Here is a 22,413-nt window from a genome sequence, read left to right as displayed (position 1 = left end):
CTCTCATGGCATTCGACATCGACAAGTACACCGAGACCTCCACGAAGGTCGCGTGGCAGGACCTCGACTTCTCGGACTTCCGCGAGCATCCGCTGCCCGAGGGCACGCTGCGGTCGCTGCGCTACATGTGCGACATCGAGTACCACACGGTCTGCTACCTCCGCGACATGCTCGTCACGCCCTCGCACAAGGACGAGGACGTCACAGCGTTCATGACGATGTGGAACCGCGAGGAGTTCTGGCACGGCGAGGCCCTCGCGGCGGTGCTGGCCGAGCACGACGTGATCGTCGACTTCGACGAGCTGAAGGCCACGCGACTGAAGCTCGGCTGGAAGGACCGGCTCGACCCGGTCAAGCAGTCGCTGCTCGGCAACATCGTGGGCTCGGGGTTCATCGCCGTGCACATGGTGTGGGGCGCCGCCAACGAATGGTCGGCGGTCGCCGCCTACAACCGGCTGGCCGACCTCGAGGCGCACCCGGTGCTCGCCGAGCTGCTGCGCCGCATCGCCAAGCAGGAGGCGCGGCACGTCGCGTTCTACGCCACCCAGGCGCGCGCGCGGCTGGCGAAGAGCAAGAAGGCGCAGGTGCTGGCGCGCTTCGCGCTGAAGAACTTCTGGGGCCCGGTGGGCTCGGGCGTCATGACGGATGCCGAGGTCAAGCACGTGATGGGCCACCTGATGGGTGGGCCCGACGGCCGCCGCGAGGCCGCGAAGATCGACGCCCACATCGCCCGCATGCCGGGCCTCGACGGCCTCACCATCGTGCAGGACGCGCTCGACGCCCGGGGCATCGCCGCCTGACCTCTTCGCGACCCGTCAGTTTTGGCCCTAAACCTTCGGTTATAGGGCCAAAACTGACGGGTCGCGAGGACGGGGTCAGCGGTTGACGGTCGACATGTCCGCGTACCGGTCGCCCGCGGCGGGGGAGATCGCGTCGAGGCGGGTGAGCTGCTCGGGCGTGAGCGCGACATCCGTCGCCCCCACGTTCTCCTCGAGGCGGGACACGCGCTTCGTGCCGGGGATGGGCGCGATGTCGTCGCCCTGCGCCAGCAACCAGGCGAGTGCCACCTGCGCCGGGGTGGCGCCGAGTTCGGCGGCGACCGCATCCACGGTCTCGACGATGCGGATGTTCGCCGCGAGGTTCTCGCCCTCGAAGCGCGGGTTCTGCCGCCGGAAGTCGCTCTCGTCGAGGGCGTCGACCGAGCGGATGGTGCCCGTGAGGAAGCCGCGGCCGAGCGGCGAGTACGGCACGAAGCCGATGCCGAGCTCGCGGAGGACGGGTAGGATCTCGGCCTCGGGGTCCCGCGTCCAGAGCGAGTACTCGGTCTGCAGCGCGGTCACCGGGCGCACGGCGTGGGCGCGACGGATGGTCGCGGGCGCGGCCTCCGACAGACCGTAGTGCAGGATCTTGCCCTCGTCGATCAGCTCGCCGAGCGCGCCGGCGGTCTCCTCGATCGGGGTGTCCGGGTCCATCCGGTGCTGGTAGTAGAGGTCGATGTGGTCGGTGCCGAGCCGCTGCAGCGAGCCCTCGACGGCGAGCCGCACGTTCTCGCGGCTGCCGTCGAGGCCGTACGACCCGTCGGTGCGGTGCCGCAGGGTGCCGAACTTCGTGGCCACCACGACCTCGTCTCGGCGGCTGCCGAGCGCCTTGCCGAGCAGCTTCTCGTTCTCGTACGGTCCGTACATCTCGGCGGTGTCGAAGAAGCTCACGCCGAGGTCGATGGCGCGGTGGATGGTGCGGATCGACTCCGCCTCATCGGTGCCGGCGCCGGTGTAGAAGGCGCTCATGCCCATGCAGCCGAGGCCGAGCTGGGAGACCTCGAGGGGGCTCTGGATTCCGAGGGTCACTTTTTTCATCGGGTGTCTTCTTTCCTTTCCTGGTAGGTCGCGATCTTGAAGTCGATCGCGGCCAGGCTCTTCGTCATCTCGTCGAGCTGGGCGAGCACGGTGGCGCGGTGGTGCAGCAGCAGTTCGAGGCGCGCCTGTTCCGTGTCCTCGCCGCGCCGCACGAGCTCCGCGTACTCCTTGATGCGCGCGATCGGCATCGCGGTGAGTCGCAGCTTCGTGAGGAATTGGAGCCACCCCACGTCGGCTTCGGTGTACCGGCGGTGGGTGGAGGCGGCCCGGCCGACCGGCTGCAGCAGCAGGCCCTCGCGCTCGTAGTAGCGCAGGGTGTGCGTGGAGACGCCGACCAGGTCGGCCACCTCGGCGATCGTGAGGGGCTGGTCGATGACGGTCATGGCACTCACGATAAGACTTCGAGTGCGCTCGAAGTCAAACGGGTTGGCGGGCCTCACGGCGAACCCGGATAATGCCTTCATGAGGTTCACGACGACGGTTCTGGCCAGCGGCAAGACGGCGACGGGCATCCCGGTGCCCGAAAGCGTGGTGGAGGCACTGGATGCGGGCAAGCGCATCCCCGTCGTCGTCACCATCAACGGCTACAGCTACCGCAGCTCGATCGTGTTCTACACCGGCCAGTTCCTCATCGCGCTGAGCGCCGAGAACCGCGCCGGCGCCGGTGTCGCGGCCGGCGACGAGATCGAGGTCGAGGTGCAGCTCGACGACCAGCCCCGCGAGGTGGAGGTGCCCGCCGACCTCGCCGCCGCGCTGGCTCAGGATGCCGACGCCGCGGCCGCGTTCGCCGCCCTCTCCTACTCGAAGAAGCGCGCCGTCGTGCTCTCCGTCGAATCCGCCAAGACCGACGCCACCCGCCTCCGCCGCATCGAGAAGGCCCTCACCGACCTCGTCTGACCCGCCCGCCCGCGCGCCGCCCGCGCCTCGCCGCCCGCCCCTCGTCGTCCACAACGACGGACTTCGGCGCCTCACCACGGCAACGACGGAGCCACCCTCCGACCCCAGCCGCAACCTCCGTCGTTCCAGCCGGCGGTTAGGGGCGTTCACCCCGACGTCGCCCCGAGGGCGGACGCAACAGGCCGTACCCGACGACCCAAGGTGAGGGCGTGGCCGAACGGTGCGACCGCAGGCCGCGCCGTTCGACCGCGCGCTCACATGTCGCGCGGCGCCGGGCAAGGACCGGCGACGCCGGTGCAGCCCGAGCGAAGCCCGGGCCGCACCGCAGCTAGTGCCTCCGCTGCGTCGGCAGCACCGAGAACACGATGAACAGTGACGCCGACACGCACAGGATGCCCGCGAAGAACACCCACGCGTTCGAGAACTGGCCGAAGAGGAAGAGCCCGACGAGGAAGAGCAGAATGGCTCCGATTGCAGCGAGCACGTTCATTGACTTTCCTCCTGTGTCAGTGGCCTCCTCAATACTAGAGGGTGTGACCGAACCAGCCGACGAGACACCCGCCGTGGTGCGCGGTGCCGACGGGCTCGCCCGGCCGTTGTGGGCATCCGTCGACCCGTTGCTGCAGCAGTATTACGACACCGAGTGGGGTATGCCGGTGCGCGACGAGCGGGGGCTGTTCGAGCGGGTGAGCCTCGAGGCGTTCCAGTCGGGGTTGTCGTGGGCGACGATCCTCCGCAAGCGGCCGGCGTTCCGGGCGGCGTTCGACGGGTTCGACCCGGATGCGGTCGCCGCCTACGGCGACCCCGAGGTGGAGCGCTTGGTGGGCGACGCGGGCATCATCCGCAACCGGGCGAAGATCCTTGCCACGATCGGCAATGCGCGCGCGACCGTCGCGCTGCGCGACGACCCGGAGGTGACCGGCGGCCTGGCGGGGCTGATCTGGTCGTTCCAGCCTGCCCGCACACCCGAGCCGGAGACCTTCGCCGACATCCCCACCACCTCACCCGAGTCGATCGCGTTGGCGGCGACGCTGCGGTCCAAAGGCTTCCGCTTCGTGGGGCCCACCACCATGTTCGCCCTCATGGAGGCGGCCGGCATCGTCGACACTCATCTGATGGCCAGTCATCGCCGCGGAACGTCGGGCGTGTGGCCGCGCTGAGCGCACGACCCGCGGCAGGTCGGGCTCGCGCATCCGGCCGCGGTCTGGTTCGCTAGAGGCATGAGCGACGTGAACGAGGAAGAGACCCGCACCGGCGAGACGGCACGCATCCAGGAGGTGCCGGAGCGGCACCGCTACGTGATCGAGGTCGGCGGTGAGCAGGTCGGCTTCACGACCTACACCGACCGCGGCGACAAGCGGGTGTTCTTGCACACCGAGATCGATCAGGCGCAGGAGGGCAAGGGCTACGGCAGCGCTCTGATGGCGGGTGTTCTCGGCCAGGTGCGCGATGCGGGGCTGCGCGCCGTGCCGATCTGCCCGTTCATGGCCGCCTACCTCGAGCGCCACCACGAGTTCGACGACGTCGTCGAACCGGCCACGATCGAGCTGCGCGCCTCGCTCCGCTGACACGCGCCGCGCCCGGGCGCCGCGGCCGGCGGCGGGCCCGGGTGCCCCGGACACCGCCCGGATGCGGTCAGCTGTCGAGCACGCTCAGCACGTTGCCGGCCGGGTCGAGGAACCACGCGATGTCGGGCCCCATCCCTGCCGCCTTGCCCCGCAGCACACCGCGCTCGTCCTGCGGCATCCCTTCGTAGCGTTCGAGCGTGACCCCGGCGGCGACGAGCTCATCGACCGCGCGATCGATGTCGTCGACCTCGAAGTTGAGGATCGTGAAGGTCGCGGGTGCGTGGTCGTCCTTCGGGTAGGCGATGGCCACCGCTCCGCCGGGCAGCGTGATCTCGAGGATGCCCATCTCGTTGAGCTTCACCGTGAAGCCGAGGGTCTCGCCGTAGAAGACCCGGGCGGCCTCGATGTCGTCGACACTGAATCCGCTGAAACTGTACTTCGTGGTGAGCATGTGCACCCCTCCTCGCGTCCGAATGTGAACACTGTCCACAGTGTCACGAACGGCGGGCGAGCGCCAGCGCCGGCGCCCGATCAGCCGAGCGCCGATCAGCCGAGCACCAATCAGCCGACCGCCGCGTGCCGCCCCACCTTCGACCGCAGATCCTTCCGCAGGATCTTGCCCGAGGTCGACTTCGGGATCACGTCGATGAACTCCACCATGCGCACCTTCTCGTGCCCCGCGACCCGTTCGGCCACGAACGCCATGACGATCTCCTCGTCGAGTTCGACCCCCTCGGCCGCCCGCCGCACCACGAACGCCTTGGGCACCTCCTGGCCGTCTTCGTCGTCGATGCCGATCACGGCCGCATCCGCGATGTCCGGATGCGTGAGCAGCACCGCTTCGAGCACGGCCGGCGCGACCTGATAGCCCTTGTACTTGATGAGCTCCTTCAGCCGGTCGACGATCGTGTACACCCCGTCGCGGTCCACGGTCGCGATGTCGCCCGTGTGCAGCCAGCCGTCGCGGTCGAGCGCGTGGGCGGTGGACTCCTCGTCGCGGAGGTAGCCGCGCATCACCTGCGGGCCCCGGATGAGCAGCTCCCCCGGCGCGCTGGGGCCCTTGCGCGGCACCCGCAGGTCGCGCCCGGTCTCGGGGTCGACCACCCGGCACTCGGTGTTCGGCAGCGCGAGACCGATCGCGGAGCGATCGATGTCGGCGCGCGACACCGGGATGGCGTGCGTCACCGGGCTCGCCTCGGTCATGCCGTAGCCCTGGCACACGGCACAGCCGATGCGCTCGGCGACGGCCGCGGCGAGCGCGCCGTCGAGCGGCGCCGCGCCGGAGAAGACGACCTTCACGCTCGAGAGGTCGTAGTCGGCGACGAGCGGATGCTTCGCCAGGGCCACCGCGATCGGCGGCGCGATGAACAACCAGGTGCACCGCTCGGCGCTCGCGATGCGGAGGAACTCGGCCAGCTCGAACTTCGGCATGGTGACGAGGGCGGCACGCTTCAGCAGCGCGAAGTTCAGCAGCACCGAGAGTCCGTAGATGTGGAAGAACGGCAGCACGGCGAGCACCCGGTCGTCGCGTTCGAGCGGGATGACCTGCTCGGTCTGCAGCACGTTCGCCACCAGGTTGCGATGGGTGAGCATCACGCCTTTCGGATGCCCGGTGGTGCCGGACGAGTACGGCAGCACCGCGAGGTGCGTGGCCGGGTCGAAGTCGACCACCGGTGGAGCGGCGCGGTCGAAGAGCAGGTCGTGCAGTGACGGATGCCCGGGCGCACCGTCGATCACCACGAGGTGGTCGTCGGCGATGCCCGCGACGGCTGCCGCCTCGGCCGCCTGCGGGAGGAGGGGTGACACCGTGAACAGCCAGTGCGCATCCGCGTTCTGCAGCTGACCGGCGATCTCGCCGACCGTGTAGAGCGAGTTGACGGTGGTGGCCGTGCCGCCGGCGCGGAGGATGCCGTGGAACACCGTCGCGAACGCCGGGATGTTGGGGCACAGGATGCCGACGACGTCACCGACGCCGAGACCGCGCGCCGCGAGCGCGCCCGCCAGGGCGTCGATCTGGGCGATGAGCTGACGGTAGCTGGTCTCGTCGCCGGTGGTGCCGTCGACGAGGGCCGTGCGGTCGAGATCGGCGTCGTCGAGGTTCGCGAAGAGCAACTCGTAGACGCTGACGGCGGGGATGTCGACGTCCGGGAAGGTCGAGCGGGTCATGAGCTATCTCCTTCGATAGTCGTGCCCTATTTGACTACCGCTCAGCACTCCTCCGCAAGCCCCGACGGCGGGCGAGAACGAACGCGAGGCCTGCCGCGGCCAGGAGGCCGCCGGCCAGCGTGAGCCCCGCGAGCGGCGCCGCGCCGGTGGCTGCGAGGTGCGCGGCGGGCGCGTCCGCGGTCGAGGAGCCGCCCGAGTCACCCGCGCCGGTGCCGGCGTTGTCGCCGCCACCACCGCCGCCGCTGCCGCCGTCACCGTCACCCACGCCGCCATCGCCGTCGCCGACCGCCGCCGTGACCGCAGCGGCGACCTGGTCGGCGAGGAAGTGCACACCCGCGACGTTGGGGTGCAGCGCACCGAGCTTCACGAACAGGTCGGGGTCGGGAGTCGGCGTTCCCGCTCCTGGCTGGTCGAACAGGAGGGTGATGCCATTCACGTAGGCGCTGCCGTCGGTCTGGCAGGCGCTGTTCGACTCGGTGAGCGGCAGCGTCGAGACGTAGTGCGCACCCGCCGCCTCCGCGTTGGTGCGGATGGCGGCATCCAGCTTGGCTTCCACGCTGTGCAGGTAGGTGGTGTCGGCCGCGGTGTACGGGAAGGCGTTCTCGGGGTAGGGCGGCCCGTTCGAGGTGAGAGCGGGGGTGAAGCAGCCGCCCGCGGGCACGTTCTCGACGTCGGGCGCGATGGCGGGGTACCCCACCACGATCACGGCCGCGTTCGGCGCCTTCTCGGCGATGAGCGCATAGGTGCTGGCGAGGGCGGGCGCCACGACGTCGTCGAGCTTGTCGGCCAGCAGGTCGACGTCGGGCAACGGGTGGTAGTAGTCGGAGCAGTTGGTGAACAGCGGATTCCCGAGAATCGGCTCACCCGGGCCGAGCGACACACAGAACGCGGCCACATCGGCGAAGCCGAGGTCGTTGCCGCCGATCGTGACCGTGACGACGTCGGTGTCGGCGCTGAGGTACTGCGACTGCACCGGCGCGGTGCCGAGCCCGGTGATGGTGGGCTGCGGGGTGTCACGGATGTTCGCCGTCACGGCGCCGCTGCAGGTGCGGTCGTCGAGGTTCAGATTCAGCCGGTCCGCGACCTGGTGGGGGTAGTTCTGTTCGGCCTGGAAGCATCCGTCGGCCGGCGTGGAGTAGCTGAACGGGGTGAGGCCGAAACCGGCCGAGTAGGAGTCGCCCAGGGCGACGTAGTCCAGCCCGGAGAGGTCGGCGTCACCGACGGCAGGTGCTGTGGTGGCGCTCACGGCAGGCACGGCGGTCGCGCTCACGGCTGGCACCGTGGCGATCGCGACGGCGAGGGCGGCGGTCGCGAGCACGCGGCCGGGACGGAGGGAGGGGCGTCGATGCACATCTGCAGAGTAGCCGAACGGCGTAGCGTGGTCGACATGAAGGCAGTGGTGGTCAGGGAGCCCGGCGACGCATCCGTTCTGCAGCTCGCGGAGGTGGACGACCCGGTGGCCGCTGACGGCGAGGTGGTCATCGACGTGACCGCGGCCGGGGTGAACCGGGCGGATGTGGCGCAGCGGCAGGGCGTGTACCCGTCGCCGGCTGGGTCACCGGCGTGGCCGGGGCTCGAGGTCTCGGGCGTGGTCGCCTCGCTCGGGCCGGGCACGGCAGCCGCCGGATTCGCCGTGGGCGACCCGGTGTGCGCACTGCTCGGTGGCGGCGGCTACGCCGAGCGGGTCGCGGTACCGGTGGGGCAGGTGCTGCCGGTGCCTACCGGCGTCGACCTCGTGGCTGCGGCGGGGCTCGTCGAGGTGGTGGCGACGGTGTGGTCGAACGTGTTCCTGCTCGCCGAACTCCGGGCGGGCGAGACGTTGCTCGTGCACGGCGGATCGAGCGGCATCGGCACGATGGCGGTGCAGCTCGGCCGGGCGTTCGGCGCGCGCGTCGCCGTGACGGCGGGTTCGGCCGAGAAGCTCGAGGCCTGCCGGGAGTTGGGCGCCGACATCCTCATCGACTACACCCGGGACGACTTCGTCGAGCGCATCAAGGCCGAGGCGGGCGGGGCCGACGTCATCCTCGACGTCGTCGGCGGCGACTACCTCGACCGCAACGTGCGGGCGCTGAACGTCGAGGGACGCATCGCGAACATCTCGAGCCTCGCCGGCCGGGAGGCCCGGCTCGACCTGAACGCGCTGATGATGAAACGCGGCACCATTCGCTCGACCAGCCTGCGCGCCCGCCCCGCCGCCGAGAAGGCGGCGATCGTGGCGAGCGTGCGCGAGAACGTGTGGCCGCTGATCGAGAACGGCACCGTGCATCCGGTGATCGGCGCCCGGTTCCCGCTGGCGCAAGCGGCCGAGGCGCACCGGCTGATGGAGAGCTCGACCCACATCGGCAAGATCCTGCTCACCGTCTGACGGCGGATGCCGGGCGCGCCGCTCCGCCCTCAGGCCAGGCGGATGCCGTTCTGCAGGCGGGTGCGCAGCTCGAACGCACGGTCGATGCTCGCGCGGTCGGCGCTGCCGACGCCGTTGCGGAGCAGTTGCGGCAGCAGGGAGCGCCGCACCACGACCGCACCGGCCAGCCGCCCGCGTTCGACCACGGCCATCGGCTCGGTGAGGGCCGCATCCGGAACCACGACGACGAGCGAGGTGAACCGCACCCCCAGGGAGCGCGCGAGCGACCGGGCGCCGCGGCCGAGTTCGCGCAGCGGCTCCTCGTCGGGGTGCACACCCTCCCCCACGATCTCGCCCTTGCGCAGCCGCACCTCGCCGCCCCAGTCCTCGGACTGGATCGCGAACAGGCCCGCCGGCCCGAGCACGACATGGTCGATCGTCTCGGGCACGCCGCCGAGGGTGCGGCCGGTGAGCACGTTGTTCCAGATCGTGTAGCCGATGCCGAGCGTGCCGACGATGCCGGCGGTCGACTCCTCGGCGATCGCCTTGGCGAGCCACGCGCGGATCTCGCGCGGCGCCGACCGCACGAGCGCCGGATCGTAGGGGTCGGCGATGCTCACGCCGCGCCCCACCCACTCGCGCAACAACGCGAGGTACTGCTCGCGCTCCTGACCGCCCGGATGCCCGTAGCTGCGCGCCTTGACCGTCGAACTCGGGGCACGCCGCGAGCGGAAGCCCGCCTGGAAGCCGCTCCCGGGCGTGGCGGCCGAACCGGATGCGCCCGCCGCGTGGGCCGGCCCACCCTCGGGCGCGACGGAACGGGCGCCCTGCCCGCGATCGTAAGCGGCGCGGTCTTCGGGAGTACCCACCCGCTCCCAGGCCCGCTGCACCCGCACGAACAACACCGCGTCGCCCCCGGTGTCGGGATGCGTCTGCCGCAGCAGCCGCCGGTACGCGCGCCGCAACTCCTCCTGCCCCACCCGCGGGTCGACCCCCAGCACCTCGTAGGGGGTGGGGTCGACGGGACTTTCGGGCACCGGGTAATGGTAGCGGGGCTAGCTGCCGGGCGGCTGTGCTGGCTGCCGGGCGGCTGTGCTGGCTGCCGGGCGGCCCGGGCTTCGCTCGGGCAGCCCGGGTCGCGCCGGTCCCTGCCCGGCGCGACGCGACATGTGAGGGCGCGGTCGACAGGCGCGGCCTGCGGTCGCACCCCTCGGCCACCCCCTCACCCTGGGTCGTCGAGTACGGCCCGCGGCTTGCGATCTCGCTGCAACGCTTCTCGGCGGCGGACTTCTCCAACCACGAGTCGATGCGCGGCCGTGGGGCCCGCCGGAAGCCGTCTGGATTGGAGAAGTCCGCGCACGACACCGCCGGAACCCCCGACACCACCGTCACCCGTCCCCCGCCCCCCAACGCCTCCACTCCCCGCCCAGCCGCCGTCGAGTCTCCACCTATTCCGACAACACCTGGAGACTCGATGCAGCCCACGACGTGGGGTACGCGAGCGCAGGCCGCGGGCCGCGCTCGACGACCCAGGGTGAGCGCTCGGCCGCGTCAGCGACCGAACGCTCACATGTCGCCTCGCGCCGCAGAAGCGGCGGCGCGAGCCATAAGGGCCCGCCCAGCCGAAGGCCGGGCGAGCCCGAAAAAACAGCTACCCCACCCGCAGCACCAGCACCGGGCTCGGCGCGTGCAGCAGCACGTCGTGGCTGACCGAGCCGAGGAGGAACCGGCTGAGGCCGCGCCGGCCGTGGCTGCCGATCACGAGGAGGGAGGCGTGGGCGGCAGCTTTGACGAGGGCGGCGGCGGGGGCATCCAGTTCGACCGTGGTGCGGATCTCGACCTCCGGATGGTCGGGGCCGATCTGCGCGAGTGCCGTCTCGACCCCGGCGCGGGCGCGGTCTTCGAGGGCATCGTAGAGTTCGGAGCCGTCGGTGAAGTCGGGCATCGACAGTGGTGGCACGGTCCATGCGCTGACGACGTGCAGGGGCTCGCCGAGGCGTGCGGCTTCGGCGACGGCCGTCTCGAGGATGTGTGCCGACGCATCCGACCCGTCGATGCCCGCGACCACGCCCAGTCGACGGCTCACGGGGAGGTCGGGCACCACCGCGACCGGCACCTTCGCGGCGGCCGCCACCCGAACGCTGACGGCGCTCGTGGTGAGCCGCTCGTACGCGTCCTTGCGGTAGGTGCCCACGACGAGCAGGTCGGCGCCGATGCTCTCCGCCTCGGCGCAGAGCACGGTGACGGGGTTGCCCGAGAGCACCCGCGAGGTCACCGGCACGTGCGGCGCCTTCGTGTCGGCGTTGAATGCGGCCTTGCTCAGCACGAGTTCGCCGTGCTGTTCGAGCAGGGGCGCGGCGGTGAACGCCTCGGAATCCCAGGAGGTGTCGGCGACGTAGATCACCTGCACCGCCTGTTGCGTGGCCTCCGCCCGGCGCAGCGCCCAGTCGAGCGCCACCTTGCCCGACGGCGATCCGTCGTACCCCACCACGATGGTGCCGCTCATCCTGTTTCCTCCTGTCGGTGTCGGGTCGATCGGGTCGATCGGGTCGATCTGCGTTCAGCCCGTGATGTCGACCCGCGCGATGCGGTGCCCGTCGAGCGTGAACGCGATCGTGCCGCCGCCGTTGTAGCCGTTGCCCGTGACGGTGATCGACACCGCGTAAACGCCGTTCGTCTCGGTGAACCCGGCAACCTCGAAGTGGCTCTGCACACCCATGTTCTCGTTCTCGTTCCAGGTCGCGATGCCCTCGCGGCCGTGGAACGTCCGGCCCCAGTCGTCGAGCACCGCGCCGTCGTCGACGAACGCCGCGAGAAACCGGCCGCGGTCGCCCTGGTTCGTGGCGTCGAAGAAGTCGGCGATCGCGGGCGGGAGCTTCTCGAGGCCGGTCATGCCTCCATCCTGTCGGCTGCGACGGATGCGCACCAGCCACCGTGGGCGTGTCCCCAGGGAGTGCCGCGCGAACGAGCGGATACGCGCTGTCGCGAACGTTCAAGCGCGGCGGCCCCGCGCATCCGTACCCTGGAGCCATGAGCGACCACGAGACCGTCACCGCCCGTTTCTCCGTCACCGGCTGGGAGCCGGCCGAGCTGCCCGGGCTCACCGACGACGGCACCGCCCCGGACTGGGTGGGAGCCGTGACGATGCGCAAGACTTACACGGCGGGGCTCGTGGGGTCGAGCGTGGCGCACTTCCTGTCGTCGGGCGACGAGGAGTCGGGGCGCGGCTACCTGGCGGTGGAGCGCATCACGGGCACCCTCGATGACGGCCGCTCGGGGGCGCTCACGGTGCACCACGGGGCGCTGCAGCACCCGAGCGACGACTCGGCCTTCGGCTACATCGTGCCCGGCACCGGAACCGGCGACTTCGCGGGTTTCAGTGGCCAGGCCCGCATCGTGCACGACGACGAGGGCCCGTACTTCGTGTTCACGATCGGCACCTGAGCGGCGGCTGCCCCTCCCGGTCCACGCCGCAACGACGGGGTTCTGGCGCCCGGCGCGGGAACGACGGATGCCCGGCCCGTCGTTGGCGCGAGCATCCGTCGTTCTGGCATCCGTCGTTGGGCGGGCGCTGTGGGGGTCAGCCCGCGAGCTGGGGGTAGAGCGCCGTGATGGGGGCGGCCAGGCCCTGCTTCACCGAGACGCTCAGGTCGTCGGCCAGCACTTCGTACTCCCCCGCCAGCAGCGCGGCGTACGCGGCGGCGACCACGTCGGCCGGGTCGCTCTTCGGGTCGGAGGTGTGCGCCGCCATCGGGGTGTCGATCCAGCCGACGTGCAGGCCCGTCACGAGCGTGCCCTGCGGCGCGAGCTCGAGGCGCAGCGAGTTGGTGGCCGACCACAGCGCCGCCTTGGCCGCGCTGTAGGCGCCGGCGATGCCGATCCAGCTGAGCACGGAGTGCACGTTGAGCAGCGCCCCGCCACCGTTCGCCGCGAGCACCGGGGCGAACGCGCGGGCCACCGCCACGGCGCCGAAGAAGTTGGTGTCGAACATGGCGCGGAGGTCGGCGTCGGTTCCCGTGGCGATGCCGGTGCCCGCGCCGATGCCCGCGTTGTTGATCACGACGGTCACGTCGCTCGCAGTTGCGGCGGCCGCGGCGACCGACTCGGCGTCGGTGACGTCGAGCCGCAGCGGCACCACCCGCTCGTCGGCCCAGTCCCGCGGGGTGCGGGCGGTGGCGTAGACCTTCGCGGCACCGGCGTCGAGCGCCTGCCGCACGAATTCGGTGCCGAGTCCGCCGTTCGCGCCGGTGACGAGCACCACGGCCGATTCCAAAGTGCTGAGTGACATTGTTCGCTCCTCCTGAGTTGTGAAATCAAACCTAGCATGCGGGCACGGGCGTCGACGACGCATGCCGTCTCGCGGAATACTGGAACGCATCCGGTCGTTCCTGTCAGCGCCGACGTGTTCGATGCGTTTGCATAGACCAGAGCAACGGGCGGCAGCGGCCGCCACGACGAGGAGCCCCCATGGCACAGCAGATCGAACTCGGACTCGACACCTTCGGCGACGTCACCGCCGACGAGAACGGAACTCCCCTGCCGCACGCCCAGGTGCTGCGCAACCTCGTCGAGCAGGCCGTGCTCGCCGACGAACTGGGCGTCGACTTCATCGGCTTCGGCGAGCACCACCGCAGCGACTTCGCCGTCACCAGCCCCGAAGTCGTGCTGGCGGCCGTGGCGGCACGAACCACGCGCATCCACCTCGGCTCGGCCGTCACCGTGCTGTCGTCGGATGACCCGGTGCGGGTGTTCCAGCGGTTCTCGACCCTGGATGCGCTGTCGAACGGGCGGGCCGAGGTGATCCTCGGGCGCGGGTCGTTCACCGAGTCGTTCCCGCTGTTCGGTTTCGAGCTGTCCGACTACGAGGAGCTCTTCGAGGAGAAGCTCAACCTCTTCGCCGAGGTGCGCAAGCAGGAGCCGGTGACCTGGTCGGGTGCCAAGCGACCGGCGTTGAACGGGCAGCGGGTGTACCCGCCGGTCGAGCACGGGCTGCTTCGCACCTGGGTGGGCGTGGGCGGCAGCCCCGAATCGGTGGTGCGCACCGCGCGCTACGGGTTCTCGTTGATGCTGGCGATCATCGGGGGCGATCCGGCGCGGTTCGCGCCTTACGTCGACCTCTTCCAGCGCGCGCAGGACCAGTTCGAGGTGCCGCGGCAGCCGATCGGCGTGCACTCGCCCGGCCACATCGCCGACACCGACGAGCAAGCGCGCGAGGAGCTGTGGCCGCACTACTCGGCGATGATGAACCGCATCGGCCGCGAGCGCGGCTGGTCGCCGATGGGGCGCGGGCACTTCGAGCAGGAGGCGGGACCGTCGGGGTCGCTCTACGTCGGCTCGCCCGAGACGGTGGCGACGAAGATCGCGGCGACCGTGCGCACGCTGGGCATCGACCGGTTCGACCTCAAGTACGGCAACGGCGGGCTCGGGCACGAGAAGCTGCTGCGCAGCATCGAGCTCTACGGCACCGAGGTGGTGCCGCGGGTGCGCGAGCTGCTCGCGTAGCGCGCGGTGCGCGAGCTGCTCGCGCAGAGCGCAGCGCGCGGGTGCCGCTCGCGTAGCTCGGCGCGCGGGTGCGGCGCGGGTCAGGCGGGACGCGCCGCCTGCGCGGCCTACGCGCCTGCGCGGCTACGCGGCCTGCGCGGCCTCGCGCGCGAGGAGCGAACGCTTCACGTCGACGCCCCACGCGAATCCGCCCATCGCTCCGTTGCTGCGGAGCACCCGGTGGCAGGGCACGAAGAGGGCCGGCGCGTTGCGGGCGCAGGCGCTTGCGGCGGCACGAACAGCGGTGGGGCGGTCGAGCGCGGCCGCGAACTCCTGGTAGGTGAGCGGTTGCCCGGGCGCGATCGAGCGCAGCCGGCGCCACCCGAGCAGGTGGAACTCGCCGCCGCTCTGCAGCACCTCGACGCCGTCGATCGCGGCGAGGTCGCCCGCGTAGTAGGCACGCACCGCATCGGCGGCAGCGACCTCACCGGGTTCGACCGCGGCGGGCCGGATGCTCGGGGTGAGCCGCGCGAGCAGGGCGGCCGCCTCGGCGGTCCACCCCGACGCGAGCACACGCCCGTCCTCGTCGGCGACGATGCCGAACGGACCGTCGGGGGTGTCGACGAACTGGACGATGGCGGTCATGCGGGGATCTCCTTCGAGGCGGGGGCGGTGGTGGCGGATACGACGGGGCCACGCGGCGGTGGGGCGGCTGCGCGCCAGAGGTGGAGGCACAGGTAGGAACGCCAGGGTGCGTACGACGCGGCCCAGCCGGCCAGCGCGCGCGGCGCATCCGGGAACCCGAGGGCACGGGCACCGGTGCGCACGGCGACGTCGCCGGTGAGGAGCACATCCGGGCTGCCGAGCACGCGCATGGCCAGGTAGCCTGCGGTCCAGTCGCCGATTCCCGGGAGCGCGACGAGCCGACGGCGCAACTCGGCGGAGTCGTCGCCGGCCGAGAGCTCGAGCTCCCCGGCGGCGAGTGCTTCCGCCACCGCGACGACCGTCGCGATCTTCGCGCGCGGCCCGGTCAGCACGTGCCCGGCATGCTCGGCGACCTGCGCCGCAGTCGGGAAGAGCAGTGTCGGCACCCCTCCCTGGTCGACGGACGCACCCGCATCGAACGGCGACCCTGCGGCCACCGCGAGCCGGTGCAGCAGCGTGCGTGCGGCGGCGACGGTGATCTGCTGGCCGATGATGGCGCGGAACAGCATCTCGTGCGCATCCACCGCACCCGGCAGGCGGATGCCGGGCGTCGCCGCCACCGAATCCGCGAGCGCGCGGCGCGGCGCGTCGAGCGCCTCACGCCCCGCGTCGGCGAGCGCGGTGTCGATCGCGACCGGGTCGGCGTCGAGATCGAAGAGCCGGCGGATGCGCGCCACCAGCACCGGCAGGTCGCCCAGGGCGGTGAGGTGCGCAGCCAGCAGCAGACGCCCGCCGTTGTGCCGGACGGTGAACCACGCCGGACCGCCCGGCAGGGCCAGCGACCGGGTGTAGGAGTCGGCCGTCGCGATCTCGACACCGGGGATCGCCCGTGCGGCGAGCCACGCGAACACCCCGGCCGCATCGAACGGCTCACGGTACGGCAGGGCGAGTTCGATGGTGCCCGGCGCGGCGGCGTTCGCCCGCGACTGCCGGGCCCGGATCTCGCTGGGCGTCAGTTCGAACACCTCCCCCACGGTCTCGTTGAACTGGCGGATGCTCGCGAACCCGGCTGCGAAGGCGATGTCGCCCATCGGCAGGTCGGTCGAGGTGAGGAGCGTGCGCGCCGTCTGCGCGCGGTGCGCCCGCGAGAGCGCCAGCGGCCCGGCGCCGAGCTCCTGCGTGAGCACGCGCGTGAGATGCCGCGAGGAGTACCCGAGCCGGCGCGAGAGTCCCTCGACGCCTTCGCGCTCCACGACGCCGTCGCCGATCAGGCGCATCGCGCGGGCGGCGAGGTCGTCGCGGAGGTTCCAGGCGGGCGTGCCGGGCACGGCCTCCGGCAGGCAGCGCTTGCAGGCGCGGTAGCCGGCCTCGTGTGCGGCGGCGCTCGTCTCGTAGAACGTGACGTTCGACGCCTTGGGGGTGCGGGCCGGGCAGCTCGGCCGGCAGTAGATGCCGGTCGACTGCACGGCCGTGATGAACTGACCGTCGAAGCGGGCATCGCGGGAGGCGATGATCCGGTACCGTTCGTCGAAGTCCATGGATCGAGTCTGACACGCTCCACCGACACCCTCTGGCGGAAATCGGACATCGCAGTTCAGCGGCGGTGCAGCGGTGGTGCAGCAGCGACGGTGCAGTGTCGGAGGGCCGCCGTAGGGTCGACGCATGCCCTCCTCGACGCGACCACCCGCATCCGCACTCCACCGCCCGGCCACGGGTTCGGTGCCCGCTCGGCCAGGGTTCATCGTGCCGCCCTACCTCCTGGCGCGGCTCGCCGAGGCCGACGCGCACGGCATGCCGCGGGCGGCGGAGGCGGCACGGCGGTCGTTGCTGGCCGACCCGGCGCTGCGCGTCGAGCGGGAGCGGGCGGCGGTCGCCACGCCGGCGGCACCGGCGTCGGTGCGGGCGGCCGCCACGCCCACCGTGCGGCGCACGATCTTCGACGCCGGCAACGCCGAGTCGCTGCCCGGCCGCCCGGTGCGCGACGAGACGGATGCGCCGGCCGACGACGTCGCCGTCAACGAGGCGTTCGAGGGGCTCGGCGCCACCTACGCGCTGTTGCTCGAGGTGTTCGGTCGGGACTCGGTCGACGGCGCCGGACTGCCGCTCCTGGCCACCGTGCACTACGGCCGCGACTACGACAACGCGTTCTGGGATGGTGAGCGCATGGTGTTCGGCGACGGTGACGGCGAGGTGTTCGGCCGGTTCACGGCGTCGCTCTCGGTGATCGGGCACGAGCTCGCCCACGGCGTGACGCAGTACACCGCCGGGCTGGTCTACGAGGGGCAGTCGGGCGCGTTGAACGAGTCGTTCTCCGACGTGCTGGGGGCGCTCGTGGAGCAGCATCAGCGCGGGCAGCGGGCGGAGGAGGCGAGCTGGCTGATCGGCGAGGGCCTGTTCACCGAGGCGGTGCAGGGCCGGGCGCTGCGCTCCATGTCGGAGCCGGGAACCGCGTATGACGACGACGTGCTGGGCAAAGACCCGCAGCCGGCCGACATGGCGGGGTACGTCGACACGCGTGACGACAACGGCGGGGTGCACCTGAACTCGGGCATCCCGAACCGGGCGTTCGCGCTGGCCGCCACAGAGCTCGGCGGCTTCGCCTGGGAACGCGCCGGGCGGGTCTGGTACGACGCGCTCGTGGGGGCACCGGGCGCACCGGCACCCGTGTCACCGCGAGCCACCTTCTCGGAGTTCGCGGCGGCGACCGTGACGGCCGCACACGCGCGGTTCGGGGCGGAGTCGACCGAGGCCTCGGCGATCCACAGGGCATGGCGTACCGTGGGCGTGAGGAGTGATGACGACCCACGATGACGACCCCGCCCCGCTCGGCGCGGCGCGCGGCGCCGAGCAGGCGACCGGCGGCGCGGCGGCGGCTGCGGCCAGGGGCGCGGGCTCGCACCGCGGCGGCGCGGCGGCGGCTGCGGCTAGGGGCGTGGAACCGCACCGCGGCGGCGCAGCGACCGAGGCGGCGCCCGGCAGCAGGCCGGCGACGGGGGACGACTCAGACTCCGCCGGCAGCGAGCCGGCGACCGGGGACGACTCAGACGCCGCCGGGAGCGAGCTGCGGATAACGGTCGCGCGCTCCGGCGGCCTGCTCGGCACCGGCCCGCGGTGGACCGTGACCGCCTCGGCGGAGGCGGACGTCGACTCCTGGCTCGCCCTCGTCGAGTCCTGCCCCTGGGATGCCCCCGAGCCGGGCGACGCACCCGGCGCCACCGCCACCGCCACCGTCGGCGGCGCCGACCGGTTCGTCTACACGATCCGCGTCTTCCTGCCGAGCGCCGAGGAGCGCGACGCCCGCGTACCTGAGCAACGCCTCGACGGCCCGTGGCGCGACCTCGTCGACCGCGTCAAAGACGCCGGGCACGCCGAACCACGCCGCTGAGCGACGCCTCACGCCGGATTCGGCGGCAGGCACCCCGCGCATCCGTCACTTCGTGCTGAGCTTGTCCTTCACGACACCCTCCGCCTTGTCGACCACGTTCGGCTTCGCGTCGGTGCCGTAGAAGCGCGGGTCGGGCTGGGTGGGCGGCGGCATCGGCACGGAGGTCTCGGGGCCGTCGCGGTAGCTGAACTCCCCCCGGCCGTCGGGTGTCGGCCCCGACGCCCACGATCCCTCCGCGGCAGCGGCTCCGTCGGAGAAGTTGATGTACTCGTACGCGACATCGCGCTGCTCCTGGCTGAGCGGGAAGTTGCCCGGCACCGGCAGCTTCTCGGTGCCCTCGGCCTGCAACTCGGCGATGGCGGCCAGCCACTGATTCTGGTGCATGGTGTCGCGGGCGATGAGGAAGGACAGCAGATCGCGCACGCCCTTGTCGTCGGTCATGTTGTACAGGCGCGCCGCCTGCACGCGACCCTGCATCTCGGCGTTCGCGTTGGCCGTGAAGTCGGCCAGCAGGTTGCCGCTGGCGGTGACGTACGAACCCTGCCACGGGTTGCCGTTGCTGTCGACCGGCCGCGCGCCGGCACCGGCCACGATCGCCGCCTGCACGTCGGTGCCACCGATCACGGCGCCCAGCACCGGGTCGGCCGCCATCGCGGCCTCCGATTGCTCCACCGGCGCCTTCTCCAGCAGCTGCGCGATCATGATGGCGAGCATCTCCACGTGCCCGAACTCCTCAGCGCCGATGCCGTAGAGCAGATCCCGGTACTTGCCGGGCTTGTGGGCGTTCCACGCCTGGAAGCCGTACTGCATGGCCACCGAGATCTCGCCGTACTGACCGCCGAGCACCTCCTGCAGCCGCCGCGCATACACGGCATCGGGCTTCGACGGCGACGCCTTGAACTGCAATTCCTGTCGATGGAAGAACATCGGTGACTCTCCACTCCGGGCCACCCGGACGGCGACCGCATGGTCGCGAACCTACGACCGGGCTCGCGGCCGGCGAGGGGCTGGACAGGCTCCCGCATCGGGAGTAGGACGCGCACGCGGGAGAATGGACGGATGCACGCCGACTCGCCCACCGCATCCGCCGCGTCGCCCGACACCGTGCTCGAGCTGCGCGGGGTGCGGTTCGTGCGCAATGGCCGCGTCATCCTCGACGACATCGACTTCGTGGTGCGGCCGGGTGAGCACTGGGCGCTGATCGGCCCGAACGGGGCGGGCAAAAGCACCATTCTCAGCCTGTGCGGGGCGCTGCAGCACCCGACCGCGGGTGAGGTGTTCGTGCTCGGGCACCGCATCGGGCGGGTCGAGTTGCAGGCGCTGCGGCGGTCGATCGGGCACGTGAATCCGCGTCATCCGCTCGGCTCGCCGCTCACCATCCGCGACGTGGTACTCACCGGGCTCACCGGCACCGTCGAGCTCGTGCCGCGCTGGGTGCCGACGCGGGCCGAACTCGAGCGCGCCGACGACTACGTGCACCTGCTCGGCCTCGACGGGAAGGCCGACGAGCCGTGGACGACGCTGTCGCAGGGCGAACGCGGTCGCACCCTCATCGCCCGGGCGCTCATGACCGACCCCGAGCTGCTGCTGCTCGACGAACCGTCGACCGGCCTCGACGTGGCCGCCCGCGAGCAGCTGCTCGAGACGGTCGACCGGGTGCGGGTGGCGCATCCGTCGCTCGCGTCGGTGCTCGTCACCCATCACCTCGAAGAGCTGCCCTCGAGCACCACGCACGCCGTTCTGCTCGCCGCGGGTCGCGTCACCGAGATCGGGCGGGCGACCGAGGTGCTCACCACCGAGCACGTGACCTCATGCTTCGACCACCCCATCGAGATCGAGCATCGCCACGGGCGCTGGCATGCGCGCTCGGCCGCACACCGCACGGCCGGCGATCAGGCGTAGCGGCTGCGGATGCGCGCCAGGTAGTACCGCTGCGGCCAGCGCCGCAGCGAGCGCGGCAGCACCCGGTACACGGGTGCCGCGACCCGCACGAGGCGCTCGAAGCGGCGGTCGCGCTGCGCCGACCAGGCGAAGCGGTACTCCTGGCGAACCGTCTCCGGCAGCAGGGCGACGGTGACCAACCGGGCCGTGGGCATCGCCACGCGAATGGGCCACGCCGCCTTCTCGGCGCGGAGGAGCGCATCCGCCACCCCGCGGATCGTGTCGTCGACCCGCAGCGTCGCCACCGTCTCGTTCCAGTAGGCGCGGAAGGCGGCACGGTCGGGCGGCCACAACTCGGCGGGCATCTGCAGCGCGGTGCCGAGGCGCGCGTACTCGCGGTAGACGTGCTCGGCGGAGGCGTCGTCGAGCGGACCGTAGACCCGCTCGTAGACGGTGAGCGCGGTGTCGTAGAGGGTGGCCGCGACCCACAGCTGGAGGGCCGGGTCGCGCGCGTCGTACGGCGGGTCGCCGGCGGGCGCGGCTGCTCCTGGGGCGGCGCCGCGCGGCGGGTTGCGCACCGGGGCGTGGGCGCGATTGACGGCGCGGCGCATGATGCGCGCGTCGTCGTCGGAGCCGTTCGAGAGGGCGTAGATGTAGCTGAGGGTGGCGTTGAGGCGGTCCATCGGGCGGTTCGCGAAGTCGCTGTGCCTAGCGACGCCGTAGCCGATGGCCGGATGCGCGATCTGCAGCAGAATCGCCCGCCCTGCGCCCGCGAGCAGCACACCCTCGGGCGCCACGTCGGCGAGCGTCAGCATGCAGCGACGCTACCACCGCCCCTCCACCGGCGCCCGGCCTCGGCCACAGGCAGCGCAGGGCGTCGGCGGCTAGCCTGGACGCGTGCCCGCCCACTCCGCCAGCGACCCGCAGGTCGCCGACACCACCGCCGACACCACCGCCGACTGGGCGGCGACGGTGTGGGACGTCCTCGTGGTCGGCGCCGGCCCCGCCGGAGCGAGTGCCGCCCGCACGGCCGCCGAGGGCGGGGCACGCGTGCTGCTGCTCGACCGCGCCGCGTTCCCGCGCTACAAGACGTGCGGGGGCGGACTGCTGGGCGAGTCGCTGCGGCTCATCCCCGATGCGGCGCGCGCCACGGTCGAGACCCGCGTGGGCGATGCCGTGATCACATCGGGGTTCACCCGCAGGATGCGGCTCCGCAGCCGCACGCCCTACCTCGCGATGGTCCGCCGCATCGAGTTCGACCAGGCACTCGTCACCGCCGCTCAGGCCGCCGGGGCCCGATTCGTCGACGGCGTCGCGGTGCGGGAGATCAGCGAGTCCGACTCGCTGGTCACCGTGCGCACCACCGTCGGCAGCGTGCGCGCCAGGGTGGTGATCGGCGCCGACGGCACGGGCGGCCGGGTCGGCCGCTACGTGGGGGTCGTGCCGGGTGGCATCGACCTCGGCCTCGAGGACGAGATCGCGATGCCCGCCGACGAGACCCGCTGGCGCGACACCGTCCACCTCGACTGGGGCGGTGCATCCGGCAGCTACGCCTGGGTCTTCCCCAAGGCCGACTCGCTGACGGTCGGGGTGATCCAGCGCAAGGGGGCTCCGGATGCGACGCGCGACTACCTCGCCGCCTGGCGCGCCCAGCTGGGGCTGGCCGACGCGACGACGCTGCACTCGTCCGGACACCTCACCCAGTGGCGCACCGACACCTCCCCGCTCCGCCGTGGCCGGGTGATCGTGGCGGGTGACGCCGCCGGCCTGCTCGAACCGTGGACGCGGGAGGGCATCTCGTTCGCCCTCCGCTCCGGCGCCTGGGCGGGCGAGGCGGCCGCCGCCGCCGTGCAAGCACCCGACCCGCTCGACGCCTACGCGGCACGGGTCGACGCCGAACTCGGCGCCGAACAACGCGCGGGCGCCGTGATCCTCCGTGCGTTCGAGCGGCATCGCGGGCTGGTGCACAGCCTGCTCCGCACCCGGCGCGGCGCACGGTACTTCGTGCGCTTCTGCCGCGGCGACACCACGCTCGCGCGCTTCGCCCGCCACCGCTGGGCGATGCGGATCGTGCGCACCCTCGCGGGCCGCTCCCCCGCGGCGCGCTGACGCGCATCCGCCCGGCCCACCGAACCCGCGCGGCGCCGACGCCTGCGCGCAGCGACGCCGACAGCCGACAGCCCGCAGCCC

At 72.1% G+C, this 22,413-nt stretch carries 25 protein-coding genes; 11 read left to right on the top strand and 14 right to left on the bottom strand.

Going from position 1 to position 22,413, the window contains the following annotated elements; translation table 11 throughout:
- Positions 1–5: 5 nt before the first annotated feature.
- On the top strand, positions 6–800 hold the full coding sequence (locus AC3WLB_RS14260) for a ferritin-like domain-containing protein (protein WP_492507035.1): 795 nt from the start codon (positions 6–8) through the stop codon (positions 798–800).
- Between the two features lie 75 nt (positions 801–875).
- On the opposite strand, the gene AC3WLB_RS14255 is transcribed toward AC3WLB_RS14260, so the two are convergent.
- On the bottom strand, positions 876–1,856 hold the full coding sequence (locus AC3WLB_RS14255; protein ID WP_492507033.1) for an aldo/keto reductase: 981 nt from the start codon (positions 1,854–1,856) through the stop codon (positions 876–878).
- Complete coding sequence (locus tag AC3WLB_RS14250) at positions 1,853–2,239, bottom strand: MerR family transcriptional regulator (protein ID WP_492507031.1); 387 nt, start codon at positions 2,237–2,239, stop codon at positions 1,853–1,855. The genes AC3WLB_RS14255 and AC3WLB_RS14250 overlap by 4 nt, the downstream gene beginning before the upstream one ends.
- Positions 2,240–2,318: 79 nt before the next feature.
- On the opposite strand from AC3WLB_RS14250, the gene AC3WLB_RS14245 reads away from it, so the two are divergent.
- Positions 2,319–2,753, top strand: a complete 435-nt coding sequence (locus tag AC3WLB_RS14245; RefSeq protein ID WP_022898185.1) for a YdeI/OmpD-associated family protein — start codon at positions 2,319–2,321, stop codon at positions 2,751–2,753.
- 328 nt (positions 2,754–3,081) lie between these two features.
- Here AC3WLB_RS14245 and AC3WLB_RS14240 read toward each other — a convergent pair whose 3' ends face one another.
- The gene (locus AC3WLB_RS14240; protein ID WP_022898184.1) at positions 3,082–3,243 is read right to left on the bottom strand and encodes a hypothetical protein; all 162 of its coding nucleotides are present in this window, start codon (positions 3,241–3,243) and stop codon (positions 3,082–3,084) included.
- 43 nt (positions 3,244–3,286) lie between these two features.
- Between AC3WLB_RS14240 and AC3WLB_RS14235 the strand changes: the two genes are divergently transcribed.
- Together AC3WLB_RS14235 and AC3WLB_RS14230 are read left to right on the top strand one after the other, a co-directional pair.
- A complete protein-coding gene (locus tag AC3WLB_RS14235) occupies positions 3,287–3,913 on the top strand; it encodes a DNA-3-methyladenine glycosylase I (protein WP_492507028.1) in 627 nt (208 codons plus the stop codon).
- 60 nt (positions 3,914–3,973) lie between these two features.
- Positions 3,974–4,321 carry a GNAT family N-acetyltransferase gene (locus AC3WLB_RS14230; RefSeq protein ID WP_022898182.1) on the top strand — a complete coding sequence of 116 codons (348 nt, stop codon included), beginning with the start codon at positions 3,974–3,976 and terminating at the stop codon, positions 4,319–4,321.
- A gap of 67 nt (positions 4,322–4,388) precedes the next feature.
- Here the strand turns inward: AC3WLB_RS14230 and AC3WLB_RS14225 are convergent, their stop codons facing one another.
- The 3 genes from AC3WLB_RS14225 to AC3WLB_RS14215 all read right to left on the bottom strand — a co-directional run bounded on the left by AC3WLB_RS14225 (position 4,389) and on the right by AC3WLB_RS14215 (position 7,838).
- Positions 4,389–4,772 carry a VOC family protein gene (locus tag AC3WLB_RS14225; protein WP_022898181.1) on the bottom strand — a complete coding sequence of 128 codons (384 nt, stop codon included), beginning with the start codon at positions 4,770–4,772 and terminating at the stop codon, positions 4,389–4,391.
- Positions 4,773–4,882: 110 nt separating this feature from the next.
- Positions 4,883–6,487, bottom strand: coding sequence for an AMP-binding protein (locus tag AC3WLB_RS14220; RefSeq protein ID WP_492507025.1), 1,605 nt, complete (start codon positions 6,485–6,487; stop codon positions 4,883–4,885).
- Positions 6,488–6,521: 34 nt separating this feature from the next.
- On the bottom strand, positions 6,522–7,838 hold the full coding sequence (locus AC3WLB_RS14215; RefSeq protein WP_492507023.1) for an SGNH/GDSL hydrolase family protein: 1,317 nt from the start codon (positions 7,836–7,838) through the stop codon (positions 6,522–6,524).
- A gap of 36 nt (positions 7,839–7,874) precedes the next feature.
- Here AC3WLB_RS14215 and AC3WLB_RS14210 point away from each other — a divergent pair, with 36 nt between their 5' ends.
- Entirely contained in the window at positions 7,875–8,852 is a 978-nt protein-coding gene (locus AC3WLB_RS14210) for an NAD(P)H-quinone oxidoreductase (RefSeq protein WP_492507021.1), read from the top strand.
- 29 nt (positions 8,853–8,881) lie between these two features.
- Here AC3WLB_RS14210 and AC3WLB_RS14205 read toward each other — a convergent pair whose 3' ends face one another.
- The 3 genes from AC3WLB_RS14205 to AC3WLB_RS14195 form a co-directional block, all read right to left on the bottom strand.
- Entirely contained in the window at positions 8,882–9,868 is a 987-nt protein-coding gene (locus AC3WLB_RS14205; RefSeq protein ID WP_022897408.1) for a DnaJ domain-containing protein, read from the bottom strand.
- A gap of 614 nt (positions 9,869–10,482) precedes the next feature.
- Entirely contained in the window at positions 10,483–11,337 is an 855-nt protein-coding gene (locus tag AC3WLB_RS14200) for a universal stress protein (RefSeq protein ID WP_492507018.1), read from the bottom strand.
- A 54-nt stretch (positions 11,338–11,391) separates the two neighbouring features.
- Positions 11,392–11,724, bottom strand: a complete 333-nt coding sequence (locus tag AC3WLB_RS14195) for a nuclear transport factor 2 family protein (RefSeq protein ID WP_022896699.1) — start codon at positions 11,722–11,724, stop codon at positions 11,392–11,394.
- Between the two features lie 137 nt (positions 11,725–11,861).
- On the opposite strand from AC3WLB_RS14195, the gene AC3WLB_RS14190 reads away from it, so the two are divergent.
- Positions 11,862–12,275, top strand: a complete 414-nt coding sequence (locus AC3WLB_RS14190; RefSeq protein WP_492507016.1) for a DUF3224 domain-containing protein — start codon at positions 11,862–11,864, stop codon at positions 12,273–12,275.
- Between the two features lie 136 nt (positions 12,276–12,411).
- Here AC3WLB_RS14190 and AC3WLB_RS14185 read toward each other — a convergent pair whose 3' ends face one another.
- Positions 12,412–13,119 carry an SDR family oxidoreductase gene (locus tag AC3WLB_RS14185; protein WP_022897411.1) on the bottom strand — a complete coding sequence of 236 codons (708 nt, stop codon included), beginning with the start codon at positions 13,117–13,119 and terminating at the stop codon, positions 12,412–12,414.
- A 179-nt stretch (positions 13,120–13,298) separates the two neighbouring features.
- Here AC3WLB_RS14185 and AC3WLB_RS14180 point away from each other — a divergent pair, with 179 nt between their 5' ends.
- Entirely contained in the window at positions 13,299–14,333 is a 1,035-nt protein-coding gene (locus AC3WLB_RS14180; RefSeq protein ID WP_492507013.1) for an LLM class flavin-dependent oxidoreductase, read from the top strand.
- A 123-nt stretch (positions 14,334–14,456) separates the two neighbouring features.
- On the opposite strand, the gene AC3WLB_RS14175 is transcribed toward AC3WLB_RS14180, so the two are convergent.
- Complete coding sequence (locus tag AC3WLB_RS14175) at positions 14,457–14,957, bottom strand: methylated-DNA--[protein]-cysteine S-methyltransferase (RefSeq protein WP_492507011.1); 501 nt, start codon at positions 14,955–14,957, stop codon at positions 14,457–14,459.
- The gene (locus AC3WLB_RS14170) at positions 14,954–16,495 is read right to left on the bottom strand and encodes an AlkA N-terminal domain-containing protein (RefSeq protein WP_492507009.1); all 1,542 of its coding nucleotides are present in this window, start codon (positions 16,493–16,495) and stop codon (positions 14,954–14,956) included. The genes AC3WLB_RS14175 and AC3WLB_RS14170 overlap by 4 nt, the downstream gene beginning before the upstream one ends.
- 124 nt (positions 16,496–16,619) lie before the next feature.
- On the opposite strand from AC3WLB_RS14170, the gene AC3WLB_RS14165 reads away from it, so the two are divergent.
- Together AC3WLB_RS14165 and AC3WLB_RS14160 are read left to right on the top strand one after the other, a co-directional pair.
- Positions 16,620–17,768: a M4 family metallopeptidase gene (locus AC3WLB_RS14165; protein WP_492507007.1), complete on the top strand. Its 1,149-nt coding sequence runs from the start codon at positions 16,620–16,622 to the stop codon at positions 17,766–17,768.
- Positions 17,752–18,342: a protealysin inhibitor emfourin gene (locus AC3WLB_RS14160; RefSeq protein WP_492507005.1), complete on the top strand. Its 591-nt coding sequence runs from the start codon at positions 17,752–17,754 to the stop codon at positions 18,340–18,342. The genes AC3WLB_RS14165 and AC3WLB_RS14160 overlap by 17 nt, the downstream gene beginning before the upstream one ends.
- Positions 18,343–18,387: 45 nt before the next feature.
- Here AC3WLB_RS14160 and AC3WLB_RS14155 read toward each other — a convergent pair whose 3' ends face one another.
- A complete protein-coding gene (locus AC3WLB_RS14155) occupies positions 18,388–19,269 on the bottom strand; it encodes a manganese catalase (RefSeq protein WP_492507003.1) in 882 nt (293 codons plus the stop codon).
- A 132-nt stretch (positions 19,270–19,401) separates the two neighbouring features.
- Here AC3WLB_RS14155 and AC3WLB_RS14150 point away from each other — a divergent pair, with 132 nt between their 5' ends.
- Complete coding sequence (locus AC3WLB_RS14150; RefSeq protein ID WP_492507001.1) at positions 19,402–20,244, top strand: ABC transporter ATP-binding protein; 843 nt, start codon at positions 19,402–19,404, stop codon at positions 20,242–20,244.
- Here the strand turns inward: AC3WLB_RS14150 and AC3WLB_RS14145 are convergent.
- Entirely contained in the window at positions 20,235–21,038 is an 804-nt protein-coding gene (locus AC3WLB_RS14145) for an oxygenase MpaB family protein (protein WP_492506999.1), read from the bottom strand. The two genes, AC3WLB_RS14150 and AC3WLB_RS14145, sit on opposite strands and share 10 nt — an antisense overlap.
- Positions 21,039–21,120: 82 nt before the next feature.
- Here AC3WLB_RS14145 and AC3WLB_RS14140 point away from each other — a divergent pair, with 82 nt between their 5' ends.
- Positions 21,121–22,332, top strand: coding sequence for a geranylgeranyl reductase family protein (locus AC3WLB_RS14140; RefSeq protein ID WP_492506997.1), 1,212 nt, complete (start codon positions 21,121–21,123; stop codon positions 22,330–22,332).
- Positions 22,333–22,413: the final 81 nt, after the last annotated feature.

This window comes from Herbiconiux sp. FW305-C-125 (assembly GCF_058783455.1).
Note: the sequence above shows the minus strand (reverse complement) of the source record. Positions and strands in the feature narration are given on the sequence as shown.